Below are 21,216 nucleotides of genomic sequence, written 5' to 3'. Positions count from 1 at the left end.
ACGGTGAGCAGTATCGAGGAGGATGTCGGAACAGAAGGGGTCCGGTCGGATGGGCTTTCCAGAACTCATTGATATCGAGGCGGTCGGTTGCGTGCTGGCCGTGGTGGTTACCATACAACTCGTTCTCGAGCTTCGCTCGATATACGTCTCATCGCGGAACGGGCGCGGCGGCGACTTTTTCCAGATCCAGGGCCGTTTCAATCCGATGCCGGCAAACAAGGAGTCGCTGGAAGCCTAAACCGCGACCGATGAAGGGCTTGAGACATGGTACTCGACGAACAACGGGCCGGCGGCGGTGAAAATGCCCCCGGTTTTGGACAGAAGCTCGAATCCTGCATCACGGGGGAGAAGGATCAGCGCCGTTTGACCTGGCGCTTGCTCTCCTATTGGGAGCGCCTTCGCGGCGAGCGCGACTTTCCGACCCTCTCGGACGTCAAGGCCGAGGAAATCCCCGAGCTCTGGCCCTATTGCTTCATTCTCGACGTCAAGAATTTCCGCGAGTTTCCCTACTTCCACTACTTCGGTCGCTCCTTGGCGCGCTACTCCGGAGTCTTCCTGAGCGGGCATCAAGACCTCTCGCATACACTGCTTAAAAAGGCGGTCTGCCACTATCGCGAGGCGGTCGAGCGGGGCGCCCCGGTCCTGGTGGAAGAGGAACTGACCCAGTTCGATAGGCGCAGGTTGCTGTTCCGCAGCGTGCTCCTTCCGCTCAGCGAGGACCAGGTCAGCGTGGACTATCTGCTCGGCGCGGCGAACGGCGCCTGGTCGGATGGCGCAGGCGCGGCGCCGGCTCTCCGGGTTCCGCCACCTGGCCAGGATTGATTAAGGATACAGGCCTAGAGTGAGTCTGGCCCGGGGTCGGCCATCAGGCTGGGCGGTCCTGGCCTAAGGAGCTCCTATGTCCCGTTCTGCCCTCTTGGCGCTTCTTCTGATCTGGCCCGCGTCCGCCTTCTCGGCGCCGGAGCGGCAGTGGGACGTCCATTGTCCGCCGACCCGACCCCTGGCGGACAATCAATGTCGGGTCGCGCCGCAAAACGTCGAAGGCGCGGCGGACTTCCAAGTGCTCTTCTCCTACATGGGACGGGATCTCAACTTCCTGATCAAGGGCGATCAGAGATACACCCACGGAGAGGTCCGTATCGACGGCAAGCATGTCTTCATGACGCAGCTGTGCGGCAAAGGCTATTGCGTGTTCTCGGGACATCTGGCGGAGGAGTTGGCCCATCTGTTCCGCAGGGGGCGTCGGGCGGAGATCGAACTGGTGACGCGAAAGCGGAACGTGTCACTGAGCCAGCAGATCGACCTCTCCGGGTTCGATGTGGCCTTCAACACCTTCAAGCGGCGCCACCGCTGATTCCAGGCTGCTGAGGCCAGCATCAGGCGCCGGACGCCAATCCCCCGCCTTCCGTTTCGGCACCACTGGCGGCCGCCACTTCTCCACGCTCATGCGCGATCAGGGCATCCATCGCCGCCCGCGCTGCCATAGCATCCGATAAGGAGCGCAGAGGCCGCTGGAGATAGGGGCTCACGTAGGGCGATACCGGTTTCTTTTCCACAGTCTCACCACAGCCTTATCCACAGGTATTTCTCTGGTTTTTTATTGATTTTTCTTCCTTAAGGATCTCTAACCTAAAATATTTAGATGTTCTATACAACAAGAATATTTGAGTTTGCTTGAGGCTTTGTTTCCCTTCCCCTTGATGCCAGCGTTTCCGTGGGTTTAAGGGCGCCGCCGTTGCCCATGTCGGCGCACGGTATCGTTCGGAACCGCCGCGTCCGGTCTGTGGCCTGCCGCCCTTAGAAGGTCCGCGGGGAGGCCTGGCCGGCGCCCCTTCGTGCGGTCCGCCACACACCCTGTGGATAACCCTGCCTGTGGACAACTCGGCGGACGCCAGGACCCGTTCTCGTCCTGTCGGATGATCTCGAGCGTGGCGGCTTAGGAGGAGGTTCGAACCCGGCGCACCGCGTCGCGCCAGCCCTCGTAGCGGCGGTTCCGTTCCGCCTCGGCCATGCCCGGTTCGAAGCGGTCCGTTGCTTGCCACTTCTCCGCGAGGTCGTTGAGACCGGAAAAGAAGCCGCTGCTCAAGCCGGCGAGATAGGCCGCTCCAAGCGCGGTGGTCTCGCTCACCACCGGACGCTCAACCGCACAGCCGAGAATGTCGGCCAGGCGCTGAAGGACCCAGTCGTTCTCCACCATGCCGCCATCGACCCGGAGCGTCGTCGGTGGCGCGGCGCCGTCTCCCGCCATCGCTTCCAGGAGGTCCCGGGTCTGGAAACAGACGGCCTCGAGCACCGCTCTGGCGATCTCCGCCGGACCCGTGGCCCGCGTCAGGCCGAACATCGCGCCCCGGGCACGGGAGTCCCAGTAGGGGGCGCCCAAGCCGGTGAAGGCAGGCACGAGAAACACTTCCTGGGCCGGATCGGCCTGCTCCGCCAAGGCCTGGGTCTCTGGCGCGCTGTCGATCAGACCCAGGCCGTCCCGCAGCCATTGAACCGCGGCGCCGGCGATGAAGATCGATCCCTCGAGAGCGTAGGCCGTGTCGCCGCCGATCCGATAGGCGACCGTGGTCAGGAGACGGTTGCGAGAGGTGACGGCCTCCGTGCCGGTGTTCATGAGGGCGAAGCAGCCGGTGCCGTAGGTCGATTTCATCATGCCGGGCTGGAAGCAGGCCTGCCCGACCGTGGCCGCCTGCTGGTCGCCGGCCATCCCGCTAATCGGCAGGGGGCGGCCGAACAGATCGCCGGGCGTGCTGCCGAACTCGGCGTCGTTATCGCGCACCTCGGGCAGGATCGCTTCAGGGATGTCGAACAGTGCAAGCATGTCCGGATCCCAGCGCTGCCGCCGGATGTCGTAGAGCAGGGTGCGCGCCGCATTGGTGATATCGGTGGCGTGCACGGCGCCCCCGGTCAATCGCCAGAGCAGGAAACTGTCGACCGTCCCGAAAGCCAGCTTGCCGGCCTCGGCGCGCTGGCGGGCCCCTGCCACGGAATCGAGTAGCCAAGCGATCTTGCTCGCGGAGAAATAGGGATCGAGCAGCAAGCCGGTTCGCCGTTGCGCCTCGGCTTCATGGCCCTCCGACTTAAGACGCTCGCAGAGCTCTGCAGTGCGTCGGTCCTGCCAGACCAGGGCCCGGTGGATCGGCTCGCCGCTCTCCCGGTCCCAGATGATGGTGGTCTCGCGCTGGTTGGTGATGCCCAGCGCAGCGAGGTCGTGCGCCGCCGCGCCGCCGTCCGCCAGGGCCCCCTTCACCGTCTTCACGGTATCGCGCCAGATGTCCTCAGGGTCGTGCTCGACCCATCCCGACTGAGGAAAGTGCTGGGGCAGCTCGACCTGAGCCTGACCTGCCGGGCGGCCGGCTCGATCGAACAGCAGCGCCCGGGTGCTCGTCGTGCCCTGGTCGATGGCGAGAACGAAGCGCGGGGCGGCCATGGTCTTTTTCCTTCCCTCCCTTGATTGGGAACATGGTGGAAGCCGCCCGGGAAAAGATCAAGCGGCCGCCCGGTCCCGGCGGCACCTGCGGCTCAGCGGGCGGCGGTCGTGGTCGCGGCGTGGATGAAGCCATGGGCGGCGTAGCGCCGCGCGCCGTAGACCTTGCCCGGCGTGTACCAGACACGCACCGTCGACCAGTCGCCCGCGGCCGATACGTCGATGATTGGTGTGTTCTTGTGGATTCGGCCGCGGTTCAGCCAGTTAGCGTGGTCGGCCACGATTTCGCGCCGGTTGAGGATCTTGGTGACCACCGCCAGGTGGCCGCGGCTGCGGCCCTGCGACTTGATCACCAGGATCGCGCCCACCTTCGGGGTCCGGTTCCGCGCATAGCGCCCCTTCGCCTGATCCCACCAAGTGCCCGCGTCGCCGCGGATCTGGATGCCGGCGAGGCGGCGGGCGTAGGGCACGCACTGGAGTGGGCGCCGGGTCTCGATCAGGTGCGGCCGTAGACCCAGGCCGGCCAGTGTCCGATGCGTCGCGGCGGAGGGCGCCGGTGTGCTGCTTTCCTCGATCGAGGAGCTGCAGGCGGGAAGCAGAAACAGCGCCGCTGCCGCGAGAAGCGGCCAGCTTGAAATAGGCCGGGTTGTCCTGCTTACGGCAAGGCCCATGGCGCTGGCCGATGCCTCCGCTTCGTTTCGCCTTCCGCCTCTGATTCTAAAGCGTTTCGAGCCGGATGCGCCAGGGCCTTTAGAGCGGGGATTCGTCGAGCGCCATGACGCTGGCGCCGCCGCGGATCACCTGGGAGCCGTAGGTGGCCGCGCGCGGCATCACGTTCTCGGCGTAGAAATGGCCGAGCTTGAGCCGGGCTTCCAGGAAACCGTGATCCCAGTGCCCGTTCTCGCCGTCGAGCGCGCGGGCTGCGGTGACGCAGGCCTTGCCCAGCAGCCAGCCGCCGGCCACCGTGCCGAAGAGCTGCAGGTAGGGCGTGGCGCCGGCCGCCGCCAGCGCCATGTCCTCGCCGGCCGTTTCCAACAGGTAGTCGCCCGCCGCCTCCAAGGTCAGAATGCCCTCGCCCAGAGATCCGCGCAGCGAGACGATCGCCGGCCCCTTCAGGCCGTTGAGCTCCTCTTGCGTCGCCTTCATCCGGCCGATCAGGGCGGTCACCGCCTTGCCCTGGTCGCGCAGCAACTTGCGGCCGAGCAGGTCGAGCGCCTGGATTCCGTTGGTGCCTTCATAGATCGGCAGGATCCTGGCATCTCTGTAATGCTGGGCCGCGCCGGTCTCCTCGATGAAGCCCATGCCGCCATGGATCTGCACGCCGGTGGAGGCGATCTCGCAGCCAAGGTCCGTCGCCCAGGCCTTGGCGACCGGGATCAGCACGTCGAGCATAGCTTCCTGCTCGGCGCGCCGCGCCTCATCCGGCTCCCGCTTCGCCCGGTCGAGGGCGCCGGCGGTGAAGTAGATCAGCGCGCGCATCGCCTCGACACCGCTCTTCATGGTCAGCAGCATGCGGCGAACGTCGGGGTGACGGATGATCTTGACCGGCGCCGCCTCGCTGCTGCCCAGGGCCCGGCTCTGGGTCCGATCGCGGGCATAAGCCACGGCCTGCTGGTAGGCGCGCTCGGCGATCGCCAGCCCCTGGACGGCGACCGCGAGGCGCGCGTTATTCATCATGGTGAACATGTACTCCATGCCGCGGTTCTCTTCGCCGACCAGGTAGCCGACCGCGCCGCCGCCGTCGCCGTAGGCCATGACCGCGGTCGGCGACGCCTTGATGCCGAGCTTGTGCTCGATGGAGACGCAGCGCAGGTCGTTGCGCGGCCCGGGCGCGCCGTTTTCGCCGGGCAGGAACTTGGGCACGAGGAAGAGGGAGATGCCCTTGGTGCCGGCCGGCGCGTCCGGCGTCCGCGCCAGCACCATGTGGATGATGTTGTCGGTGAAGTCGTGCTCGCCGTAGGTGATGTAGATCTTCTGGCCGGTAATCAGGTAGTGGTCGTCCTTCGGCACGGCCCGGGTCTTGGCGGCGCCGACGTCGGAGCCGGCCTGGGGCTCGGTCAGGTTCATGGTGCCGGTCCACTCACCCGAAATCATCTTGGCGAGGTAGGTGTCCTTCTGCCACGCGGAGCCGTGCGCCTGCAGCAGCTCGACCGCGCCCTGGTTCAGAAGCGGACAGAGCGCGAAGCTCATGTTGGCGGCGTTCCACATTTCCTGGATCGCCATGGCGAGGGTCCAGGGCAGACCCTGGCCGCCGTATTCGGGGTCGAAGGGCAGGGCGTTCCAGCCGCTCTCGACGTACTGCCGATAAGCTTCCTTGAAGCCGCTCGGGGTGCGCACGACGCCGTTCTCGTAGACCGAGGCCTCCTGGTCGCCCGACAGGTTGAGCGGCGCGAGCACCTCGGCGGAGAGCTTGCCCGCCTCCTCGAGCACCGCCTCGACCAGATCGGGTGTGGCTTCGCCGTAGCCGGGCAGCCCCGCGATCTCGGGAAGTCCGGCGATCTCGTCGAGCGCGAAACGCATCTCGGTCAAAGGGGCGTGGTAGCTCATCATGCCTGTCGTCCTCGAACTGGCCGCTCTCCTGGCCGCACTCTATCACTAGTCCCGAAGGGGTAAAATCGGGCACATTGCTGATACGTGACAGGCGAGTTCCTGGACGGTCAGTGATTTGCACCTTGTTGTGACCAGGCGTGATTGGTCGGTTCCGGGGCGCGGGTGCATCTCTGGAGCCCTCCGCTACGTAAGAGGGCTACAACAGGAAGGAGCAAGGCATGAGACGCGCGGTTTACGCATCCCTGGTGCTACTGTTCACAACGGCCTGCGCCCCTGACAGCGTCACCGTGGTCCGGCCGGTCCAGTTTGACGCGGCCTATCAGCCGAGTTTCCAGAGCAACCTTGCGCGCTATGGCGCCGTTCCCACGGTGATCCGAGGCAACCCCTTCGCGGTGGATCAGGCCGCGCTCGACGAGGCCGTAACGACGGCCCTGGCCGGTAACTACTTCGGCCCCGACCTCACATTCGAGTCGGTGCCGCGGAATACCGTGGCGCCCTACCGACTCCTGATCTACTTCAATCCGGCCCCCTTTGTTCGCCCCGACAAGGCCTGCTTCCGGGGTGACCAACCCCTACAGCCGGGCGGGGACGGCGTGGCGGTGCTTATGGTGATCTGCTCCTCGGAGTACAGGGTCAGCTCCACGATCGGCTATCGCGGCGACGTTTTTCGTCCCGACGGCCCAGAGTTCCGCGATTTGATGCGCACCACGCTGACTACCATTCTCCCGCCGCAGCGCTTCGACATCAACGGCGGCAACAGCCCGCGGCGGGGCTAGCGGGTTCAGGCGTCGCGGGGTGCGGCAGCGCGGGCCAGCCGGTCGTTGATCGCGGCACCCAGGCCGTAGGACGGAATCGGCATCACGGCGATGGCGGAGACCGGCGCCTCGTCCAGCGCCCTGAGGAAGGCGAAAAGGTTCGCCGCCGCTTCGCGAAGGTCGCCGCTGACGCTGAGGTTGAGGGTGCGGGCCGCGCCTCTTGGCGGGTTCGGTCCGAAGGCCAGCAGCGCCTGATCCTGCGTCGCGCGCAGCGCGTCGAGTAAGAGCGGGTGCTCCGGGGCATAGTGGCTGGCGAGCTGTCCCGGCGCGCGTAGCGGGCCCTCCGCCTCTCCGGATTCGAGGGTTTCCAGCTCCTCCTCCAGTTCCTCGCGGGTCACGGCCCCCGGGCGCAGCAGGCGGGGGGCCGCGCCGCTCATGTCCACGACCGTCGATTCGAGACCGATGGGGCAGGGGCCACCGTCCAGCACCAGGTCCACACGTTCGCCCAGCGCCGCCACCACGTCGGCCGCCCGGGTCGGCGAGATGCGGCCGGCCGGGTTGGCGCTGGGGGCGGCGATCGGCAGCGCGCAGGCATTAAGCAAGGCCTGGGCGGACTCGTGACCGGGCACGCGCACCGCGAGGGTATCGAGGCCGGCGGAACAGAGCAGGGAAATTCGCGATCCTGGAGCCCGCGGCAGGACCAGGCTGAGCGGACCGGGCCAGAAGCGTTCGGCGAGCGCCCGCGCCCTGGAGTCGAAGACCGTCTCCTCGGCCGCCGCGGCAAGGTGGCGGAAATGAACGATCAGAGGATTGAAGCGCGGTCGGCCTTTGGCCTCGAAGATCGCCGCGACCGCCCGGTCGTTGCGGGCGTCGGCACCCAGGCCGTAGACGGTCTCGGTGGGAAAGGCGACCAGCCCGCCTTCACGCAACACCTTCGCCGCTGCCCGCACACCGGCCTCGTCTGCCGCCCGCACGTTGTATCGGAGGCCTTCGCTCATGGCGGCGCAGTCTAGTCGAAACGGTATCAGAGAAAAGCCGAGGCCGTGCCGGGCGCCTGCCCTAACTGGTCGTGTCAAACTTGACAAGCAGCGAGGTCACGGCGCGGCCGGGCTCGTGGTGGTGACGGGCGACCTCACCAACTGGGGCGGGCCAGCAGACCTCTTCGCGATCCCTCGGTCGCGTGAGCCGCGGGGTTCGCTTCTCAGTTTTTTTGGGGGCACTCATGAAGGGAGCCGCCCATTTTTGGAACGGCTCCCGCTTTGCTCTCTTTCGTCCGACTCAGGCCGCTCTCTCGGAGGGGCCCGCCGGCTAGTCACCGCACAGGCACTGCGGCGGCTCTATCGTCACCGGCCAGCGCCGGCCACGTGGGAACAAGCTTGCGCCTTGTGCTTCACGGTGGTCAAGAGCCTTGCCGTGCGCTGCAACATGAAACATAAGGGTTTAGTCTCGAATCTGCGCGCTTGAACACAGGGGGAGTGCAAACTCCCGCGAATCTTCAGGCGCATGCGAGGAAAATCGATGCCTGGAAAGATCATCACGGTCGCGCAGCACAAGGGCGGTGCCGGCAAGACGACCCTTGTCGCGCATCTGGCCGTCGCCTTTGCCGAAATGAAGAAGTCCGTCGGCCTGATCGACATGGATCCACAGCAGTCGCTGTCGATCTGGCATCGGGTCCGCGAGAAGTACTTTACCGATGCGCCGAGCCCACTGGCGCTCAGCCGAGTCGACCAGCTCGCCCTTCGTTGGGAGGCGCAGAAGCAGGCCGAGGCCCACGACATCGTCCTGATCGACACGCCGCCGCACGCCGAGGAGGAAGCGCGGACCGCGGTGCGGTCGGCGGACCTCGTCGTTCTGCCGGTCCAGCCCTCGCCGATGGACGTCTGGGCCGTGCTGCCCTCGCTCTCCCTGGCCGAAAAGGCCGGCAAACCGGCGCTGATCGTGCTCAACCGGGTGCCGCCGCGGGCGAAGCTGACCGAGGCGCTCCTGCCGGTTGTCAAACAGCTCGAGGGAGCGCTCGCCCGTACGCGGATCGGCAACCGGACGCTGCTCGCCAGCGCGCTCAACGAGGGCCGCGGGGTCACCGAGGCCAAGGCGAAAAGCGTCGCGGCCCAGGAGATCCATCGCCTGGCGAAAGAGGTCCTGCGCAAGGCGGCGTAAGTTGCCAGCCGCGTGCGCTGCTCGGGCAGAGCTCTCGTCCCTCGCGATTGATCGGGCAGGGCCTTCGGGTCTAGGCTTCCTGCATTTCAATAATTTGGCCGGGGGTGAGGACGATGGCCTATTACGACCTGGGAACATACTCACGAAAAGTCAGCACCAGTTCCAACAACGCCCAGCTTTGGTTCGACAGGGGCCTCGTCTGGACCTACGCCTACAACCACGAGGAAGCGATCGCCTGCTTCGAGAAGGCGCTCGAAGCGGACGCCGATTGCGCCATGGCCCACTGGGGCATCGCCTACGCGATCGGTCCGAACTACAACAAGCCCTGGGAAGCCTTTGAAGAGGATGAGAAACCCGATTGCCTGACACGTGCGCGTGAGGCGATCGCCAAGGCGGGGGCGCTCAAGGAGAAGGTGCTTCCTTTCGAACGCTCGCTCATCGAGGCGATCACCCATCGCTATCCCGAAGATGCGACGATCGAGGACTTTGCGCCCTGGAACGACGCGTATGCCGACGCGATGCGCGTGGTTTACAGGGACCATCAGGACGATCTCGATATCGGCTGCCTCTTTGCCGAGGCGATCATGAATCGGACACCTTGGCAGCTCTGGGACTTGCGATCGGGCAAGCCGGCCGAGGGGGCGGACACGCTGGAAGCGATCGCCGTCCTGGAAGCGGCCTTCGACAAGCACGACGGCGCTTGGCGGCATCCCGGCCTGCTGCACATGTACATCCATCTCATGGAGATGTCGCCGCATCCCGAGCGCGCGCTGCGCCACGGCGATGCCCTGAGCACCCTGGTGCCCGACGCCGGGCACCTGCTTCACATGGCGACGCACATCGACGTTCTGTGCGGTGATTATCAGAACGTCGTCTCGAGGAACCACACGGCGATCCTCGCCGATCGCAAGTTCCTGGAGAGGGAAGGGGCGGACAACTTCTATTCCGTCTACCGCTGCCACAACTATCACTTCAAGATTTACGGCGCGATGTTCATTGGCCAGCCCAGGGCGGCCATGGATACGTCCGACGAGCTGATCGCCACGATCCCCGAAGACTTCCTGCGCGCGATGGCGGACTGGTTCGAGGGCTTCATCCCCATGAAGCAGCATGTGCTGATTCGCTTCGGGCGGTGGAGCGACATTCTCGCCCAGGCGCTGCCGGCGGATAGGGAACTCTACAGCGTCACCACCGCGATGATGCGCTATGCCCGTACTGTCGCCCTGGCGAACAGCGGGAAGCTTGCCGAGGCCGATGCCGAATGTGACCTCTTCTTCGAGGCCCGCGACGAGGTGCCCGAGAGCCGGATGCTGTTTAACAACACCTGCCGTGACATCCTGGCTGTGGCCGAGCAGATGCTCCTCGGTGAACTGGAGTATCACAAGGGCAACCACGAGCAAGCCTTCGAGCATCTCAGGAAGTCCGTCGAGCTGGACGATACCCTGCCATACGACGAGCCCTGGGGCTGGATGCAGCCGACCCGCCACGCGCTCGGTGCGCTGCTGATCGAGCAAGGCCGCTATGACGAGGCCGAGGCGGTCTACCGGGCCGATCTGGGTCTCGACGCCACCCTGAGCCGCGCCTGTCAGCATCCAGGCAATGTCTGGAGCCTGCACGGTCTCCACGAATGCCTGGTTCATCGCGGTGAGACGGTTGAGGCGGCTCAGATCAAGCTGCAACTCGACAAGGCCGCTGCCCGCGCCGAGGTTCCGATCAAAGCCTCCTGTTACTGCAGGCGGAAGGTCGCAGCATGAGGCGCGACCGTGGTGATCGCTGATAGCCAGTACCCGCGTTTCTCCGCTCTGCCCCGCAGGCTTGGATCAGGCGAGGGCGCCTGAGCGCAGGATCACGTCCTGGTCGAGGCAAGACTGCACATCGCCGGTGCTTGCCATCTTCCTGGATCAGGGGCTACCCGTCTCAACCGGCCGCTATCGGGTACGGTGAAGCTGAAGCCGTCCTCTCACTGGCCAAAGGACAAGCAAACGCCCCCATGCGGAAGACGATCCGGTCCATCGCCTCCTTGCTCCTGAGCTATGGCCTGCTGCTGCTGGCCAATGGCTTGTTCGGGACGCTGCTCGGCCTTCGCAGCAAGTTGGAGGGCTTCTCGACCGAGACGATCGGCCTCGTCATGGCCGGCTATTTCTTCGGATTGCTGCTGGGCGCATTCTACGCCGTCCGGGTTGTGGCCGCGGTCGGGCATATCAGGTCGTTCGCCGCCTTCGCGTCCATCATGTCGGTCGCCGTCCTGGCGCATCTGCTCAAGATCGATCCCTTCACCTGGCTCGCCCTGCGGATCGTCGCCGGCTTTTGCATGGCCGGCATGGTCATGGTGACGGAGAGTTGGATCAACGAGCGCTGCAGCAACAAGAACCGCGGCCGCGTCTTGTCGCTCTACATGGTGACCAACTACCTGGGCTCGGGGCTCGGGCAGTTCCTTCTGACCGTGGCCAGCCCGGCGGAATTCCAACTCTTCGTGATCGCATCGATCATCTTTTCCATTGCCCTGGTGCCGATCCTCTTGACCCAGGCCACCAGCCCCAAGCCGGTTTCGCCCCAGCGCATGCGCTTCCGGCACCTCTTGGCCGTCTCCCCGGTCGGCGTGGTCGGGACCGTCGCTGCCGGGCTGAACAACGCGTCCCTGCACGGCCTGGGGCCCATCTACGCAGCGGACAGCGGTCTTTCCGTCGCCGAGGTTTCGGCCTTCATGGCGTGCCTCATCCTGGGCGGCATGGCTCTCCAGTTCCCCATCGGGCGGCTGTCCGACCGCCTGGACCGGCGTTCCGTTCTTATGGTTGTCGTTCTGGCGGCGTCGGTCTGCGCGCTCGGCATCATCTGGGCGACCGAGGACGCGAGCTGGCCGATGTACCTGCTGGCTTTCGTCTACGGAGGCTTCGCCTTCACGCTCTATCCCCTGTCGACCGCCCAGGTGAACGACCGGGCAGCGCCCGATCAACTTGTCCAGGTGGCCGCCGGACTCTTGGTCGCCTACGGCATCGGGTCCATCATCGGGCCGATCGCCGCGTCCCAGATGATGGGCCGGACCGGGCCGCAGGGGCTTTTTCTATTCATCATCATGGTTGCCGTTGCTCTGGTCCTCTTCACCATACTGCGCATGGTCGTGCGGCAGAGGAGTGCCGCTCTCAAGGCGCCGTTCCTGCCCTTGGGCAGCGTCGGCATTCCTGGCAAGCAGCTCTACCTGGCGGCGCTCAACAGTTTACTGGGGAAAAAGGAGGGCTGACCTGTCACGCCGAGCGTGTCTCACGCCATCTGCCACGAAGCGAGCAGCCGCGATTACGCGATGTTCGCCTGGCAGGGAGACGTTCCCGGTGAGAACTTCCAATCGCCGGCCTCGGCACAGGCTGCCGCCGTGACCCGGTTCCGCCCCTGCGACTTGGAGGCGTAGAGGCACTTGTCCGCCTGCTCGAGCAGGTCCTTTAGACCCTGCTCTTCGCAGCAGGCATCGGCGGTCGCGACGCCGAAACTGGCGGTGAAGGAAAGCACGCCGCCTTCCATTATGATCTGCTCATCCGCGATCCGTTGGCGCAGGCGTTCGGCCAAGGCGCTCGCGCCGCCGGCGTCGGTCTCGGGGGCCAGGACGAGAAACTCCTCGCCGCCCCACCTCGACAAGATGTCGACCGAGTCCCGGATCGTCTCGTGGCAGACGTCGCACATGACCTTAAGGACCCGGTCGCCCACGCAGTGTCCGTGGGTGTCGTTGATCGTCTTGAAGTTATCGATATCGATCATGATCAGCGACAGGGGATGTCCGTAGCGGCGGCTACGCCGCACTTCGCGCTCGACTCGCTCCATGAAGGCGTGGCGGTTGGCGGCGCCGGTCAGCGGGTCCGTCGTCGCCAGGTTCTGCAGTTTGGCCTGCAGCGCCTTCTGATCGGTCATGTCGACGATCGCGCCGACGATGCCCTGGACCGAGCCGTCGGGCGCGCGAATCAGCGCCTTGTGGACCACGGTTTCGCGGCACTTGTTCGTGCTTCGGCACGGAAACTGTCTCTCGAATGTTTGGTGCCCCTGGGGATTGGTCATCAAATGCCGGTCCTCTTCGAGGATCTCCACCACCGCGGGCTGGTCGTAGAGCTCGCCGAGGTGCTTGCCGAGGATGCCCTCCGTCGGCAGCCCCAGGAAGGCGGCATAGGCCGGGTTGGCGAGGCTCACCCTCTGCTGGTCGTCGCGCGAGAAGATCGGGATTGGCACCGTGTCGATCAGCGTCTCGATGAAGCGGCGGTCGCGCTCGTTCTCGCGATAGAGCCGCTCTCGTTCCTCGGCCATGGCCATCAGCTCGGCGCGCGCCGTCGTGATTTCGCGCAGTGCCAGGCGCAGCTCGATCTCGTCGACGGCGATGGCGGCGAGGCTCTCCAGCTGCTCGATCTGCCGGGGGGTCAGGTGCACCACCTCGTCGTGGATCACGCAGAGCGTCCCCAGCTTGACCCCATCCCTGGCGATCAGCGGGGCGCCCGCATAGCTGCGAATGTGCGGCGGTCCGGTTACCAGCGGGTTCTCCTTGAACCTCTCGTCGCGGGTCGCGTCGGGAACCACAAGCACGTCGTTCTCGAGAATCGCATGAGCGCAGAAGGCCAGGTCCCGAGGGGTTTCAGGAGCATCCAGGCCGAAGCGGGACTTGAACCACTGTCGGTCCCGGTCGACCAGAGACACCAGGGCGATGGGCGCCTCGCAGATCTGGGCCGCGAGGGTGGTGAGCCGGTCGAAGGCTTGTTCCGGCGCGGTGTCGAGGATCTCGTAGGCTTTGAGAACCTCGAGTCGTCGCGCCTCGTCTTCGGGTATGGGGGGCTTCGCCGACATCGACCTTCCTCTGGTCAAAGGAAGGCTCTGAATTATTGCACTAGCATTAACATTCTATAACCCGGGAGCGGTTTGGACTTACAAATCCAAGTAGATTAAGTATTTTGATAATCAACTGTGAGTTAAAAAAGAAGGCGTTTTTAAACAGAGAGTTAGACGGCGAGCCCGCTAGAAGAACAGGTCCGCTATTCCCGCAAACAGACAGCCGGCGAGCAGGGCGAGCGAGATCGGGAAGAGCATCTCGAGGGCGTCGAAGGCGCGGATGACGGCCGCCCTTCGCTGCGAAGGGCCGCAGCGGTCACGCGCCGGGCTTGCCGTAGGCGATGAAGTAAGGGTTCTCGAACTCCGGCTTGCCGTAGGTCAGTGGCTCGCCCTCCTTGGTCAGGACCTTGCCGCCCGCGGCGGCCAGGACCGCGTGGCCGGCCGCGGTGTCCCATTCCATGGTGCGCCCGAATCGCGGATAGAGGTCGGCCTTGCCGCTGGCGACCAGGCAGAACTTGAGCGAACTGCCGGCGGAGAGGTGCTTCTTGACCGTATAGCCCGAAAGGAAGTCGTCGAGCTCGGCGTTGTCGCCGTGGCGGCGGCTGGCGACCACGTGCACCCCGTCGCCGGGCTGTGGTCGGGCGGTGATGTCCATCGGGGGATGGTCGGTCTCGGAGAAGGTGGCTCGCGGCCCGTCCGCCTCCCAAGCGCCGGACCAGGTCATGGCCATGGCGGGCGCGTGGACGACGCCGGCGGTCGGCCGGCCGTCCTCGACCAGCGCGATGTTGACGGTGAACTCGCCGTTGCGCGAGAGAAACTCCCGGGTGCCGTCCAGCGGGTCGACCAGCCAGAAGCGCCCGCCGGAGACGTCGGGGATATGGCCGGCGGAGACGGCCTCCTCGGAGACCACGGGGATATCGGGGGTGAGCTTCTCAAGCGCGGCGAGGATCAAGGCCTCGGCCGCCTCGTCGGCGTCGGTCACCGGAGAGCTGTCGGCCTTCTCGCGGACCGCCGCTTGCTTCTCGCCACCGATGTAGTAGGCGAGGATTTCCTTCCCGGCCCTTTCGGCAATCAGGCGCAGGGCGGCGAGCAGGTCGTCGGAGTCTCGTTGGGTCACGGGTTGGGCTTTCTTCGGCAGTCGATCGTCGGGCCGGCCACCTTAGGGGCCGCCCTTGACCGGGCCAAGGCCGAAGTGACGCCTGTGGCGATCGGTCACAGCCGGATCTGTTCTAGGGATTCGCGGTCCGCATGTGGCGGGCACGCTGCACGCCGTGGGCCGTCATGGCGATCCCGAACACGGTGGGCAGGACCGCGGAGGCCAGGATGAAGTACTGAGGGTAGAACTGCGACCAGTTGGGGGCGGTCGCGGCCGGCGCGTAGAAGCCGAGGATCGCGAAGGTCAGGCTGGCCAGGGCGAGTCCACTGCCGACGAGAATCCAAAGCCCCGCCTCGATCCGGCGAATCGCTTCGGGGGGTTGCCGGATCAGGTAGGCATGGGGGCTGGTCGCCTGGTCCCGGGCGTCGCGCCGGAGCAGATCGAACCAGCAGAACAGAGCCAAGATGCTGCCGATCCCGATAATCGCGGCGAAGGCCAGGACGAAGGGCGTCATTTCCGGGCTGTTGACGTCGGTCCCGGCCTGCTTCATGGCGTCGATCAGGAACAGCGGCAGGTCATAGAAGCCGTGGTTCACGGTCGGCACCAGGAGCGCCAGAGCCCGATAGAGGCTGGCGCGCGCCGGCGCCAGGTGGGCCAGGCCCAGGAAGTAGCCCATCAACATGGCGTTGGTCACGTGGGACGGCACGGCGGTCATGGCCCTGGCCACGGCCGTTCGGGTCCAGTCGTCCGACTTCAGGAGGTAGAGCAGGTTCTCGAAGGTGGCGAAGCCGAGCGCCACGGCGACCGCCAGCACCAGCGCGTCGGCCGGCCGTTCGTAGTCTTCGTGCCTGATCGCGATCCAGTAGACGATCAGGAACTTGCAGGCTTCCTCGGGCAGGGCGGTGCCCAGAAAGGCGCGCGTGACCGCCTGCTCGATGGCCGGGGCTATGCTCCTGATCAGGGCGTCGAGCGGCAACTCCAGCATGATCGCCAGGATCGAGACCGCGGCGCCGAGAAGCACCGAACTCCAGACGATCTCGGTGCTCAGGTGATAGTCCTGCCGGGCATTGAAATAGAGCAGAAGGAGCAGGCCCGGGATCACGGCGGCGAAGGGTATGGCGAGGTTCACGTCCGATTCCCCGTCATTCCGCCGGATCCGCCCGCAGGCGAACGTCGACGACGTAGCGCCCGGCGCTCCGGTCGTACCACAGGATGTCGTATTCGATCGCGACGCTCGCGCCGCCGCGCCGCAGGTGCGCCTGGCAGAAGCGGCTGGCGCCGTTGCCGGATGAGCGGACCTGGCGCGGCTGATCGAGGATCAGGGCGCCCGCCGGAAGGCCGATGGCCTCCGCGTTCTCCAAGCTGATGCCGATCACGACCTCGCGGATCGTCGCGGCCTGGCACTGGGGCAGGCGGTTCGGGAAGTTCTCGTAGGCGATCAGGCCCAGGGTGGCGAGCATCATGGCCGCGCCAATTATGGCGCCGGGCTTGGAGACGCCGCCGGCGCGGCGCAGGCGGTCGATCGAGTCCTGAGAAACCAGCCCCAGGTCGTTGATGTCGCGGGTCTTGGTTTCGGCCCGCTCGACCACCAGGGCCTTGCCGGTCAGACCGATCACCAGGCCGAGCACGAGGGTGATGTTGAACCCGAAGTCGATCATCGAGTCGATCAGGACCGACAGCAGGATGAGCGCCGCGCCGACCGCCCAGAGCTTGCGGTAGAACAGCCAGGGAACCGGAAAGAGCGCACCCCACCAGGTCCAGGACCAGACGTAGGGGTAGCCGCTGCTCCTCAGGCGTTCCCAGTAGGTAACGTAGGGCTGGCCGTTCGGCCCGAGATAGAGCTGGAGGTCTTCCCCGCCGAAGGTTCGGCGCACGGTCTTGCCGGCGGGCGAGGGTGCTTGGGACATGACCGGGCCGCTTGGTGGAGGAACGGCGGCCCTCGGCGGCGGGCCCGCGCCGGGGCCGGCCGCGGGACCGGAGACGCGCCAGTCTAGCCGTGAGTTCCTTAACCCTCTGTTGACCGCGTTTCGCCCTCGCCCGGCACCTGAATCCGATTGAACCCGGATCAGCTCTGCTCTAGGGGCGCTCGGACAAAGCGGCGGCCGTCTTCATGACAGCCGCCGAGGTGGCACCAACAGGGAGGATTATCCGCTCAGTCGAAGGCCTCGTCCCAGCTTCCCCGGGTCGCCGCCTTCGAGTACTCGGTGGCCCGGTTCTCGAAGAAATTGGTGTGCTCGACGCCGTTGAGGATCGCGTCGAGCCAGGGCAGGGGGTTGCGCTCGACCCGGTAGATCGGTTGCAGGCCGATCTGACCGAGCCGGCGGTCGGCGATGTAGCGCAGGTAGGCCTTGACGTCGGCCGCCGAGAGCCCCTCGACAGCGCCCAGTTCGAAGGCGAGGTCGACGAAGGCGTCCTCGTGGGTGACGATGATCTCGCAGGCCTTGTAGAGCTCGTGCTCCAGCTCGGGGGTCCAGATCTCCGGGTGCTCGCCGATGAAGGTGCGGAACAGGCGAATGATCGACTGGGTGTGCAGGGTCTCGTCGCGCACCGACCAGGAGACGATCTGCCCCATGCCCTTCATCTTGTTGAAGCGCGGGAAGTTGAGCAGGATCGCGAAGCTGGCGAAGAGTTGCAGGCCCTCGGTGAAGGCGCCGAAGACGGCCAGCGTCCTGGCGATGTCGGCCTTGGTCTCGGTGCCGAAGGTCTGCAGATAATCGTACTTGTCCTTCATCGCCTTGTAGCGCAGGAAGGCGGAATACTCGGCCTCGGGCATGCCGATCGTGTCGAGCAGGTGCGAATAGGCGGCAATATGCACCGTCTCCATGTTGGAGAAGGCCGCCAGCATCATCTGCACCTCGGTAGGCTGGAACACCTGCGCGTAGTGCTTCATGTAGCAGTTGTTCACTTCCACGTCCGACTGGGTGAAGAAGCGGAAGATCTGGGTCAGGAGGTTGCGTTCACCGTCGGTGAGCTTGCGGCTCCAGTCCTTCACGTCGTCGGCGAGCGGCACCTCCTCGGGCAGCCAGTGGAGCCGCTGCTGGGTCAGCCAGGCGTCGTAGGCCCAGGGATAGCGGAACGGCTTGTAGACCGGGTTGGCGTCCAACAGGGACATGCGCTGACAGCCCTCTCAATCTTCCGGCCGCGCGTTGCCGCGGCGTCGGTGTTTCCCTTCGGGCGGGGCGGGCTTCCTCCTGAAGCCCGGCCCCTCGGCAAGCCCGCCTACTGACAGGCGAGGCATTCCTCGTAGTCGATTTTTCCGTCTTCCGGCTCGGTCTCCGAAGGCCGGTCAGCGCCGTTGACCCGGCCGACCAGGGGCACGGCCCGCACGCCCGGTCCGGCGGCCGCCGCGGCGCCCGATTCGGCGCGCTGGATCGACTTGGACCGGCAGTAGTAGAGGCTCTTGACCCCCTTCTTCCAGGCCTGGAAGTGGAGCTGATGCAGGTCGCGCTTGTGCACGTCGGCCGGCAGGAAGAGGTTGAGGGACTGGGATTGGCAGATCATCGGGGAGCGGTCGCCGGCCAGTTCGATGATCCAGCGCTGGTCGATCTCGAAGGCGGTCTTGAAGACGGCCTTCTCCTCGTCGCTCAGAAAGTCGAGGTGCTGGACCGAGCCCTCGTTGACCGTGATCGAGGACCAGGTCTCCTCGTCGTCGCGGCCCTTCTCCGCCAGCAGCCGCTTCAGGTACTTGTTCCGCACGTTGAACGAGCCGGACAGGGTCTTGTGGGTGAAGGAGTTCGCCGCCACCGGCTCGATCCCCGGCGAGGCGCCGCCGCAGATGATCGAGATCGAGGCCGTCGGCGCCACGGCCATCTTGTTCGAGAAGCGCTCGGCGATGCCGAAGTCGGCCGCGTCGGGGCAGGCGCCGCGCTCGGCTGCCAGCTTGCGCGAGGCGGCGTCGGCGGCTTCGCGAACGTGCTTGAAGATGTTGCGGTTCCAGGCCTTGGCCATGGCGCTTTCGAGCGGCAGGCCGCCCGCCTGCAGGAAGGAATGGAACCCCATGACGCCGAGGCCGACCGAGCGTTCGCGCGCGGCCGAATAACGTGCCCGCGCCATGGAGTCTGGCGCCTTGCCGATGAAGTCCTCGAGCACGTTGTCGAGAAAGCGCATCACGTCCTCGATGAAATGCGGCTCGTCGCGCCACTCGAAAAAGGTCTCGAGGTTGAGGGAGGAGAGGCAGCACACGGCGGTGCGCTCCTCGCCGTGCTGGTCCGGCCCGGTCGGCAGCGTGATCTCGCTGCAGAGATTCGACATCTTGACGCTGAGGCCGGCCAGCTTCTGGTGCTCCGGGATCGCCCGGTTCACGTGATCGCCGTAGATCAGGTAGGGCTCGCCGGTCTCGATCCGCGACGTGAGGATGCGGATCCACAGCGCCCGGGCCTTGATCGTCTTGACGATGCTGCCGTCCTTCGGGCTGGTCAGTTTCCAATCGCCGTCGCTCTCGACCGCGCGCATGAAGTCGTCGGGAATGACCACGCCATGGTGCAGGTTGAGCGCCTTGCGGTTGGGGTCGCCGCCGGTTGGGCGGCGTAGCTCGACGAACTCTTCTACTTCGGGATGGGACACAGGGAGGTATACGGCCGCCGAGCCACGCCGTAGGGAACCCTGGCTGATCGCCAGGGTGAGGGAATCCATCACGCGGATGAAGGGGATCACGCCGGAGGTCTTGCCGTTCAGGCCGACCTTCTCGCCGATCGAGCGCAGGTTGCCCCAATAGCTGCCGATTCCGCCACCGCGGGCCGCCAGCCAGACGTTCTCGTTCCACAGACCGACGATCCCGTCCAGGGAATCGCCCGCCTCGTTGAGGAAGCAGGATATCGGCAGGCCGCGCGCAGTGCCGCCGTTCGACAGCACGGGCGTCGCCGGCATAAACCAGAGATTGGAAATGTAGTCGTAGAGCCGCTGGGCATGGGCCGTGTCGTCGGCGAAGTGGGCCGCGACCCTGGCGAAGAGGTCCTGGTAGGACTCGCCGGGAAGCAGGTAGCGGTCGGCCAGGGTCGCCTTGCCGAAGGCGGTCAGCTTGTCGTCGCGGCTGCGGTCGAGACGGACGCGCACCCCGCGCTCGTTCTGGAAGGTGTCGCGGATCTCCTCGCGATGCAGGGCGTCCGCGCGGTCCAGCAGATCGGCGCCGGCGGCCAGGGCTTCGGCCGCGCGCAGGGCCTCGTCGAGCGGTTCGGCAAACGGTCCCATCGGCCCGTCGGTCGAGTTGTCAACAGGCCGATCGTCTCTCGCCAGCTCGCCATTGGTACCGGAAACCGCCAAAGCATCCATAGATGTCGCCCCTGTGGTCCACAGCTGTGGACTGGATCATATGTGCACAATATCTAGTGCATGTTCGGTCTGTAACCACCAAACCTAGATCGAATGACTGTTTGGTGTCACCGTGAACAAAACCAGAACATTAGAATATTCTGTGGATGCCGTTCCGGCAAGAGGGGAGTCGTGAACCGCGTTCCGGAGAGGCCGCTCTCGGCTTCAGAACTCCAGGACGGCTCGGGTCGCCGGGCCGACGATGCCGTCCGCCGTCAGGCCGTGGCGCTCCTGGAACGTCTTCACGGCCATCTCCGTGCCGGGCCCGAACTCACCGTCGACCTCGATGTCGAGTCCGGGATCCGCGTCGGCCAGCTTGCCTTGAAGCGCCGCGACGTCGGCACCCTGGAGGTGGGTCCGCCTCAAGCGCAGCAAGCGCATTTCGGCCACCTCGGCCGAGACGCGGATCGGCGGTTCGACGGAAAGGATCGACTCGTCCAGCCGGTGACCGCGCACGGAGATCGGCAGTTCGAGTGCCCAGTTCCCATCGGCGATCAGTCCGTTCAGGGCGTCCATCCGGTAGACCGTCCGGTTCAGGATCGTGATCGAGTGATTGGCGAGCCAGTCACGCCGGATGCCGAGGTAGTGCCCGATCCAGTTCCGCTCGCCGATCTCCCGCAGCGGGCCGTGCCGCTCGCTGGTCCGATCGCGCAAACTGTGCCACGAGCCGTGAATCCGGCTGTCGTAGACGACGGACGTGCCCAGCGCAGACTCGACGCCGATAAAGTCGGCTGATTTCAGCGTCGGTTCCCAATAGACCCGGTCGAAGAAGCCGTCCTGGACCGTGCGCATGACCGGATCGTCGCCGGCGCGTTCCAGGAGGTCGCGCAAGACCGAATCGTGATCCAGCGTCAGGTCGCCGTCCGCCAGGCGCTCGAGATAGGGTGACAGCTCCGTCGCGAGCGCGGCGTCGGGCGCTTCGCTATAGGCCTTGACCAGCAGGTAGAGGTTGCCGCTCGCCAGCGTGGTCTGCGAGCGCCCGTAGGTCAGGTGCCCCGGATCGCCCGGCAGGAGCGTCACCTTGCCGTAGTCGCCAAGGACCTGCCCGGTCTCGAAGATGTTGACGACCGCCATGGCGGTCTTCTTCTGCAGCTCGCTCAGCATGGGCCTGGCTCCCGCTATGCCTT

Annotated in this window: 18 protein-coding genes; 7 read left to right on the top strand and 11 right to left on the bottom strand. The window is 65.8% G+C overall.

Features of this window, described 5'->3' with window-relative positions; translation table 11 throughout:
• The first annotated feature begins 22 nt into the window (after nucleotides 1-22).
• The 3 genes from QNJ67_10305 (at nucleotide 23) to QNJ67_10295 (ending at nucleotide 1,354) form a co-directional block, all read left to right on the top strand.
• The gene (locus QNJ67_10305) at nucleotides 23-238 is read left to right on the top strand and encodes a hypothetical protein (protein ID MDJ0609357.1); all 216 of its coding nucleotides are present in this window, start codon (nucleotides 23-25) and stop codon (nucleotides 236-238) included.
• A gap of 26 nt (nucleotides 239-264) precedes the next feature.
• Entirely contained in the window at nucleotides 265-822 is a 558-nt protein-coding gene (locus QNJ67_10300) for a PAS domain-containing protein (GenBank protein ID MDJ0609356.1), read from the top strand.
• A gap of 76 nt (nucleotides 823-898) precedes the next feature.
• Nucleotides 899-1,354, top strand: coding sequence for a hypothetical protein (locus QNJ67_10295; GenBank protein MDJ0609355.1), 456 nt, complete (start codon nucleotides 899-901; stop codon nucleotides 1,352-1,354).
• A gap of 582 nt (nucleotides 1,355-1,936) precedes the next feature.
• Here QNJ67_10295 and glpK read toward each other — a convergent pair.
• From glpK to QNJ67_10280, 3 genes are all read right to left on the bottom strand, one after another.
• Nucleotides 1,937-3,430, bottom strand: coding sequence for a glycerol kinase GlpK (gene glpK, locus QNJ67_10290; protein ID MDJ0609354.1), 1,494 nt, complete (start codon nucleotides 3,428-3,430; stop codon nucleotides 1,937-1,939).
• A gap of 92 nt (nucleotides 3,431-3,522) precedes the next feature.
• Complete coding sequence (locus QNJ67_10285; protein ID MDJ0609353.1) at nucleotides 3,523-4,098, bottom strand: CHAP domain-containing protein; 576 nt, start codon at nucleotides 4,096-4,098, stop codon at nucleotides 3,523-3,525.
• Nucleotides 4,099-4,177: 79 nt separating this feature from the next.
• On the bottom strand, nucleotides 4,178-5,977 hold the full coding sequence (locus QNJ67_10280) for an acyl-CoA dehydrogenase (GenBank protein MDJ0609352.1): 1,800 nt from the start codon (nucleotides 5,975-5,977) through the stop codon (nucleotides 4,178-4,180).
• A gap of 218 nt (nucleotides 5,978-6,195) precedes the next feature.
• Here QNJ67_10280 and QNJ67_10275 point away from each other — a divergent pair, with 218 nt between their 5' ends.
• Nucleotides 6,196-6,753 (top strand): hypothetical protein, encoded by a 558-nt coding sequence (locus QNJ67_10275; GenBank protein ID MDJ0609351.1) that lies wholly within the window; start codon nucleotides 6,196-6,198, stop codon nucleotides 6,751-6,753.
• A gap of 5 nt (nucleotides 6,754-6,758) precedes the next feature.
• Here QNJ67_10275 and QNJ67_10270 read toward each other — a convergent pair whose 3' ends face one another.
• A complete protein-coding gene (locus QNJ67_10270; protein ID MDJ0609350.1) occupies nucleotides 6,759-7,730 on the bottom strand; it encodes an L-threonylcarbamoyladenylate synthase in 972 nt (323 codons plus the stop codon).
• Between the two features lie 520 nt (nucleotides 7,731-8,250).
• Between QNJ67_10270 and parA the strand changes: the two genes are divergently transcribed.
• The 3 genes from parA to QNJ67_10255 all read left to right on the top strand — a co-directional run bounded on the left by parA (nucleotide 8,251) and on the right by QNJ67_10255 (nucleotide 12,127).
• On the top strand, nucleotides 8,251-8,889 hold the full coding sequence (gene parA / locus QNJ67_10265) for a ParA family partition ATPase (protein MDJ0609349.1): 639 nt from the start codon (nucleotides 8,251-8,253) through the stop codon (nucleotides 8,887-8,889).
• 113 nt (nucleotides 8,890-9,002) lie between these two features.
• Nucleotides 9,003-10,643: a tetratricopeptide repeat protein gene (locus tag QNJ67_10260; protein MDJ0609348.1), complete on the top strand. Its 1,641-nt coding sequence runs from the start codon at nucleotides 9,003-9,005 to the stop codon at nucleotides 10,641-10,643.
• A 236-nt stretch (nucleotides 10,644-10,879) separates the two neighbouring features.
• Nucleotides 10,880-12,127 (top strand): MFS transporter, encoded by a 1,248-nt coding sequence (locus tag QNJ67_10255; GenBank protein ID MDJ0609347.1) that lies wholly within the window; start codon nucleotides 10,880-10,882, stop codon nucleotides 12,125-12,127.
• Between the two features lie 53 nt (nucleotides 12,128-12,180).
• Here the strand turns inward: QNJ67_10255 and QNJ67_10250 are convergent, their stop codons facing one another.
• The 7 genes from QNJ67_10250 to QNJ67_10220 form a co-directional block, all read right to left on the bottom strand.
• Nucleotides 12,181-13,704, bottom strand: a complete 1,524-nt coding sequence (locus QNJ67_10250; GenBank protein ID MDJ0609346.1) for a diguanylate cyclase — start codon at nucleotides 13,702-13,704, stop codon at nucleotides 12,181-12,183.
• Nucleotides 13,705-14,002: 298 nt separating this feature from the next.
• On the bottom strand, nucleotides 14,003-14,803 hold the full coding sequence (cysQ, locus tag QNJ67_10245; protein MDJ0609345.1) for a 3'(2'),5'-bisphosphate nucleotidase CysQ: 801 nt from the start codon (nucleotides 14,801-14,803) through the stop codon (nucleotides 14,003-14,005).
• Nucleotides 14,804-14,915: 112 nt separating this feature from the next.
• The gene (locus QNJ67_10240) at nucleotides 14,916-15,911 is read right to left on the bottom strand and encodes a PrsW family glutamic-type intramembrane protease (protein ID MDJ0609344.1); all 996 of its coding nucleotides are present in this window, start codon (nucleotides 15,909-15,911) and stop codon (nucleotides 14,916-14,918) included.
• A gap of 13 nt (nucleotides 15,912-15,924) precedes the next feature.
• Nucleotides 15,925-16,689, bottom strand: coding sequence for a DUF2628 domain-containing protein (locus QNJ67_10235; GenBank protein MDJ0609343.1), 765 nt, complete (start codon nucleotides 16,687-16,689; stop codon nucleotides 15,925-15,927).
• 245 nt (nucleotides 16,690-16,934) lie between these two features.
• Nucleotides 16,935-17,894 carry a ribonucleotide-diphosphate reductase subunit beta gene (locus QNJ67_10230; GenBank protein MDJ0609342.1) on the bottom strand — a complete coding sequence of 320 codons (960 nt, stop codon included), beginning with the start codon at nucleotides 17,892-17,894 and terminating at the stop codon, nucleotides 16,935-16,937.
• Between the two features lie 107 nt (nucleotides 17,895-18,001).
• Complete coding sequence (locus QNJ67_10225; GenBank protein MDJ0609341.1) at nucleotides 18,002-19,969, bottom strand: ribonucleoside-diphosphate reductase subunit alpha; 1,968 nt, start codon at nucleotides 19,967-19,969, stop codon at nucleotides 18,002-18,004.
• A 285-nt stretch (nucleotides 19,970-20,254) separates the two neighbouring features.
• Nucleotides 20,255-21,193 carry a peptidoglycan-binding protein gene (locus QNJ67_10220; GenBank protein ID MDJ0609340.1) on the bottom strand — a complete coding sequence of 313 codons (939 nt, stop codon included), beginning with the start codon at nucleotides 21,191-21,193 and terminating at the stop codon, nucleotides 20,255-20,257.
• Nucleotides 21,194-21,216 lie beyond the last annotated feature (23 nt).

The organism is Kiloniellales bacterium, from assembly GCA_030064845.1.
Taxonomy (GTDB): domain Bacteria; phylum Pseudomonadota; class Alphaproteobacteria; order Kiloniellales; family JAKSDN01; genus JASJEC01.
Note: the sequence above shows the minus strand (reverse complement) of the source record. Positions and strands in the feature narration are given on the sequence as shown.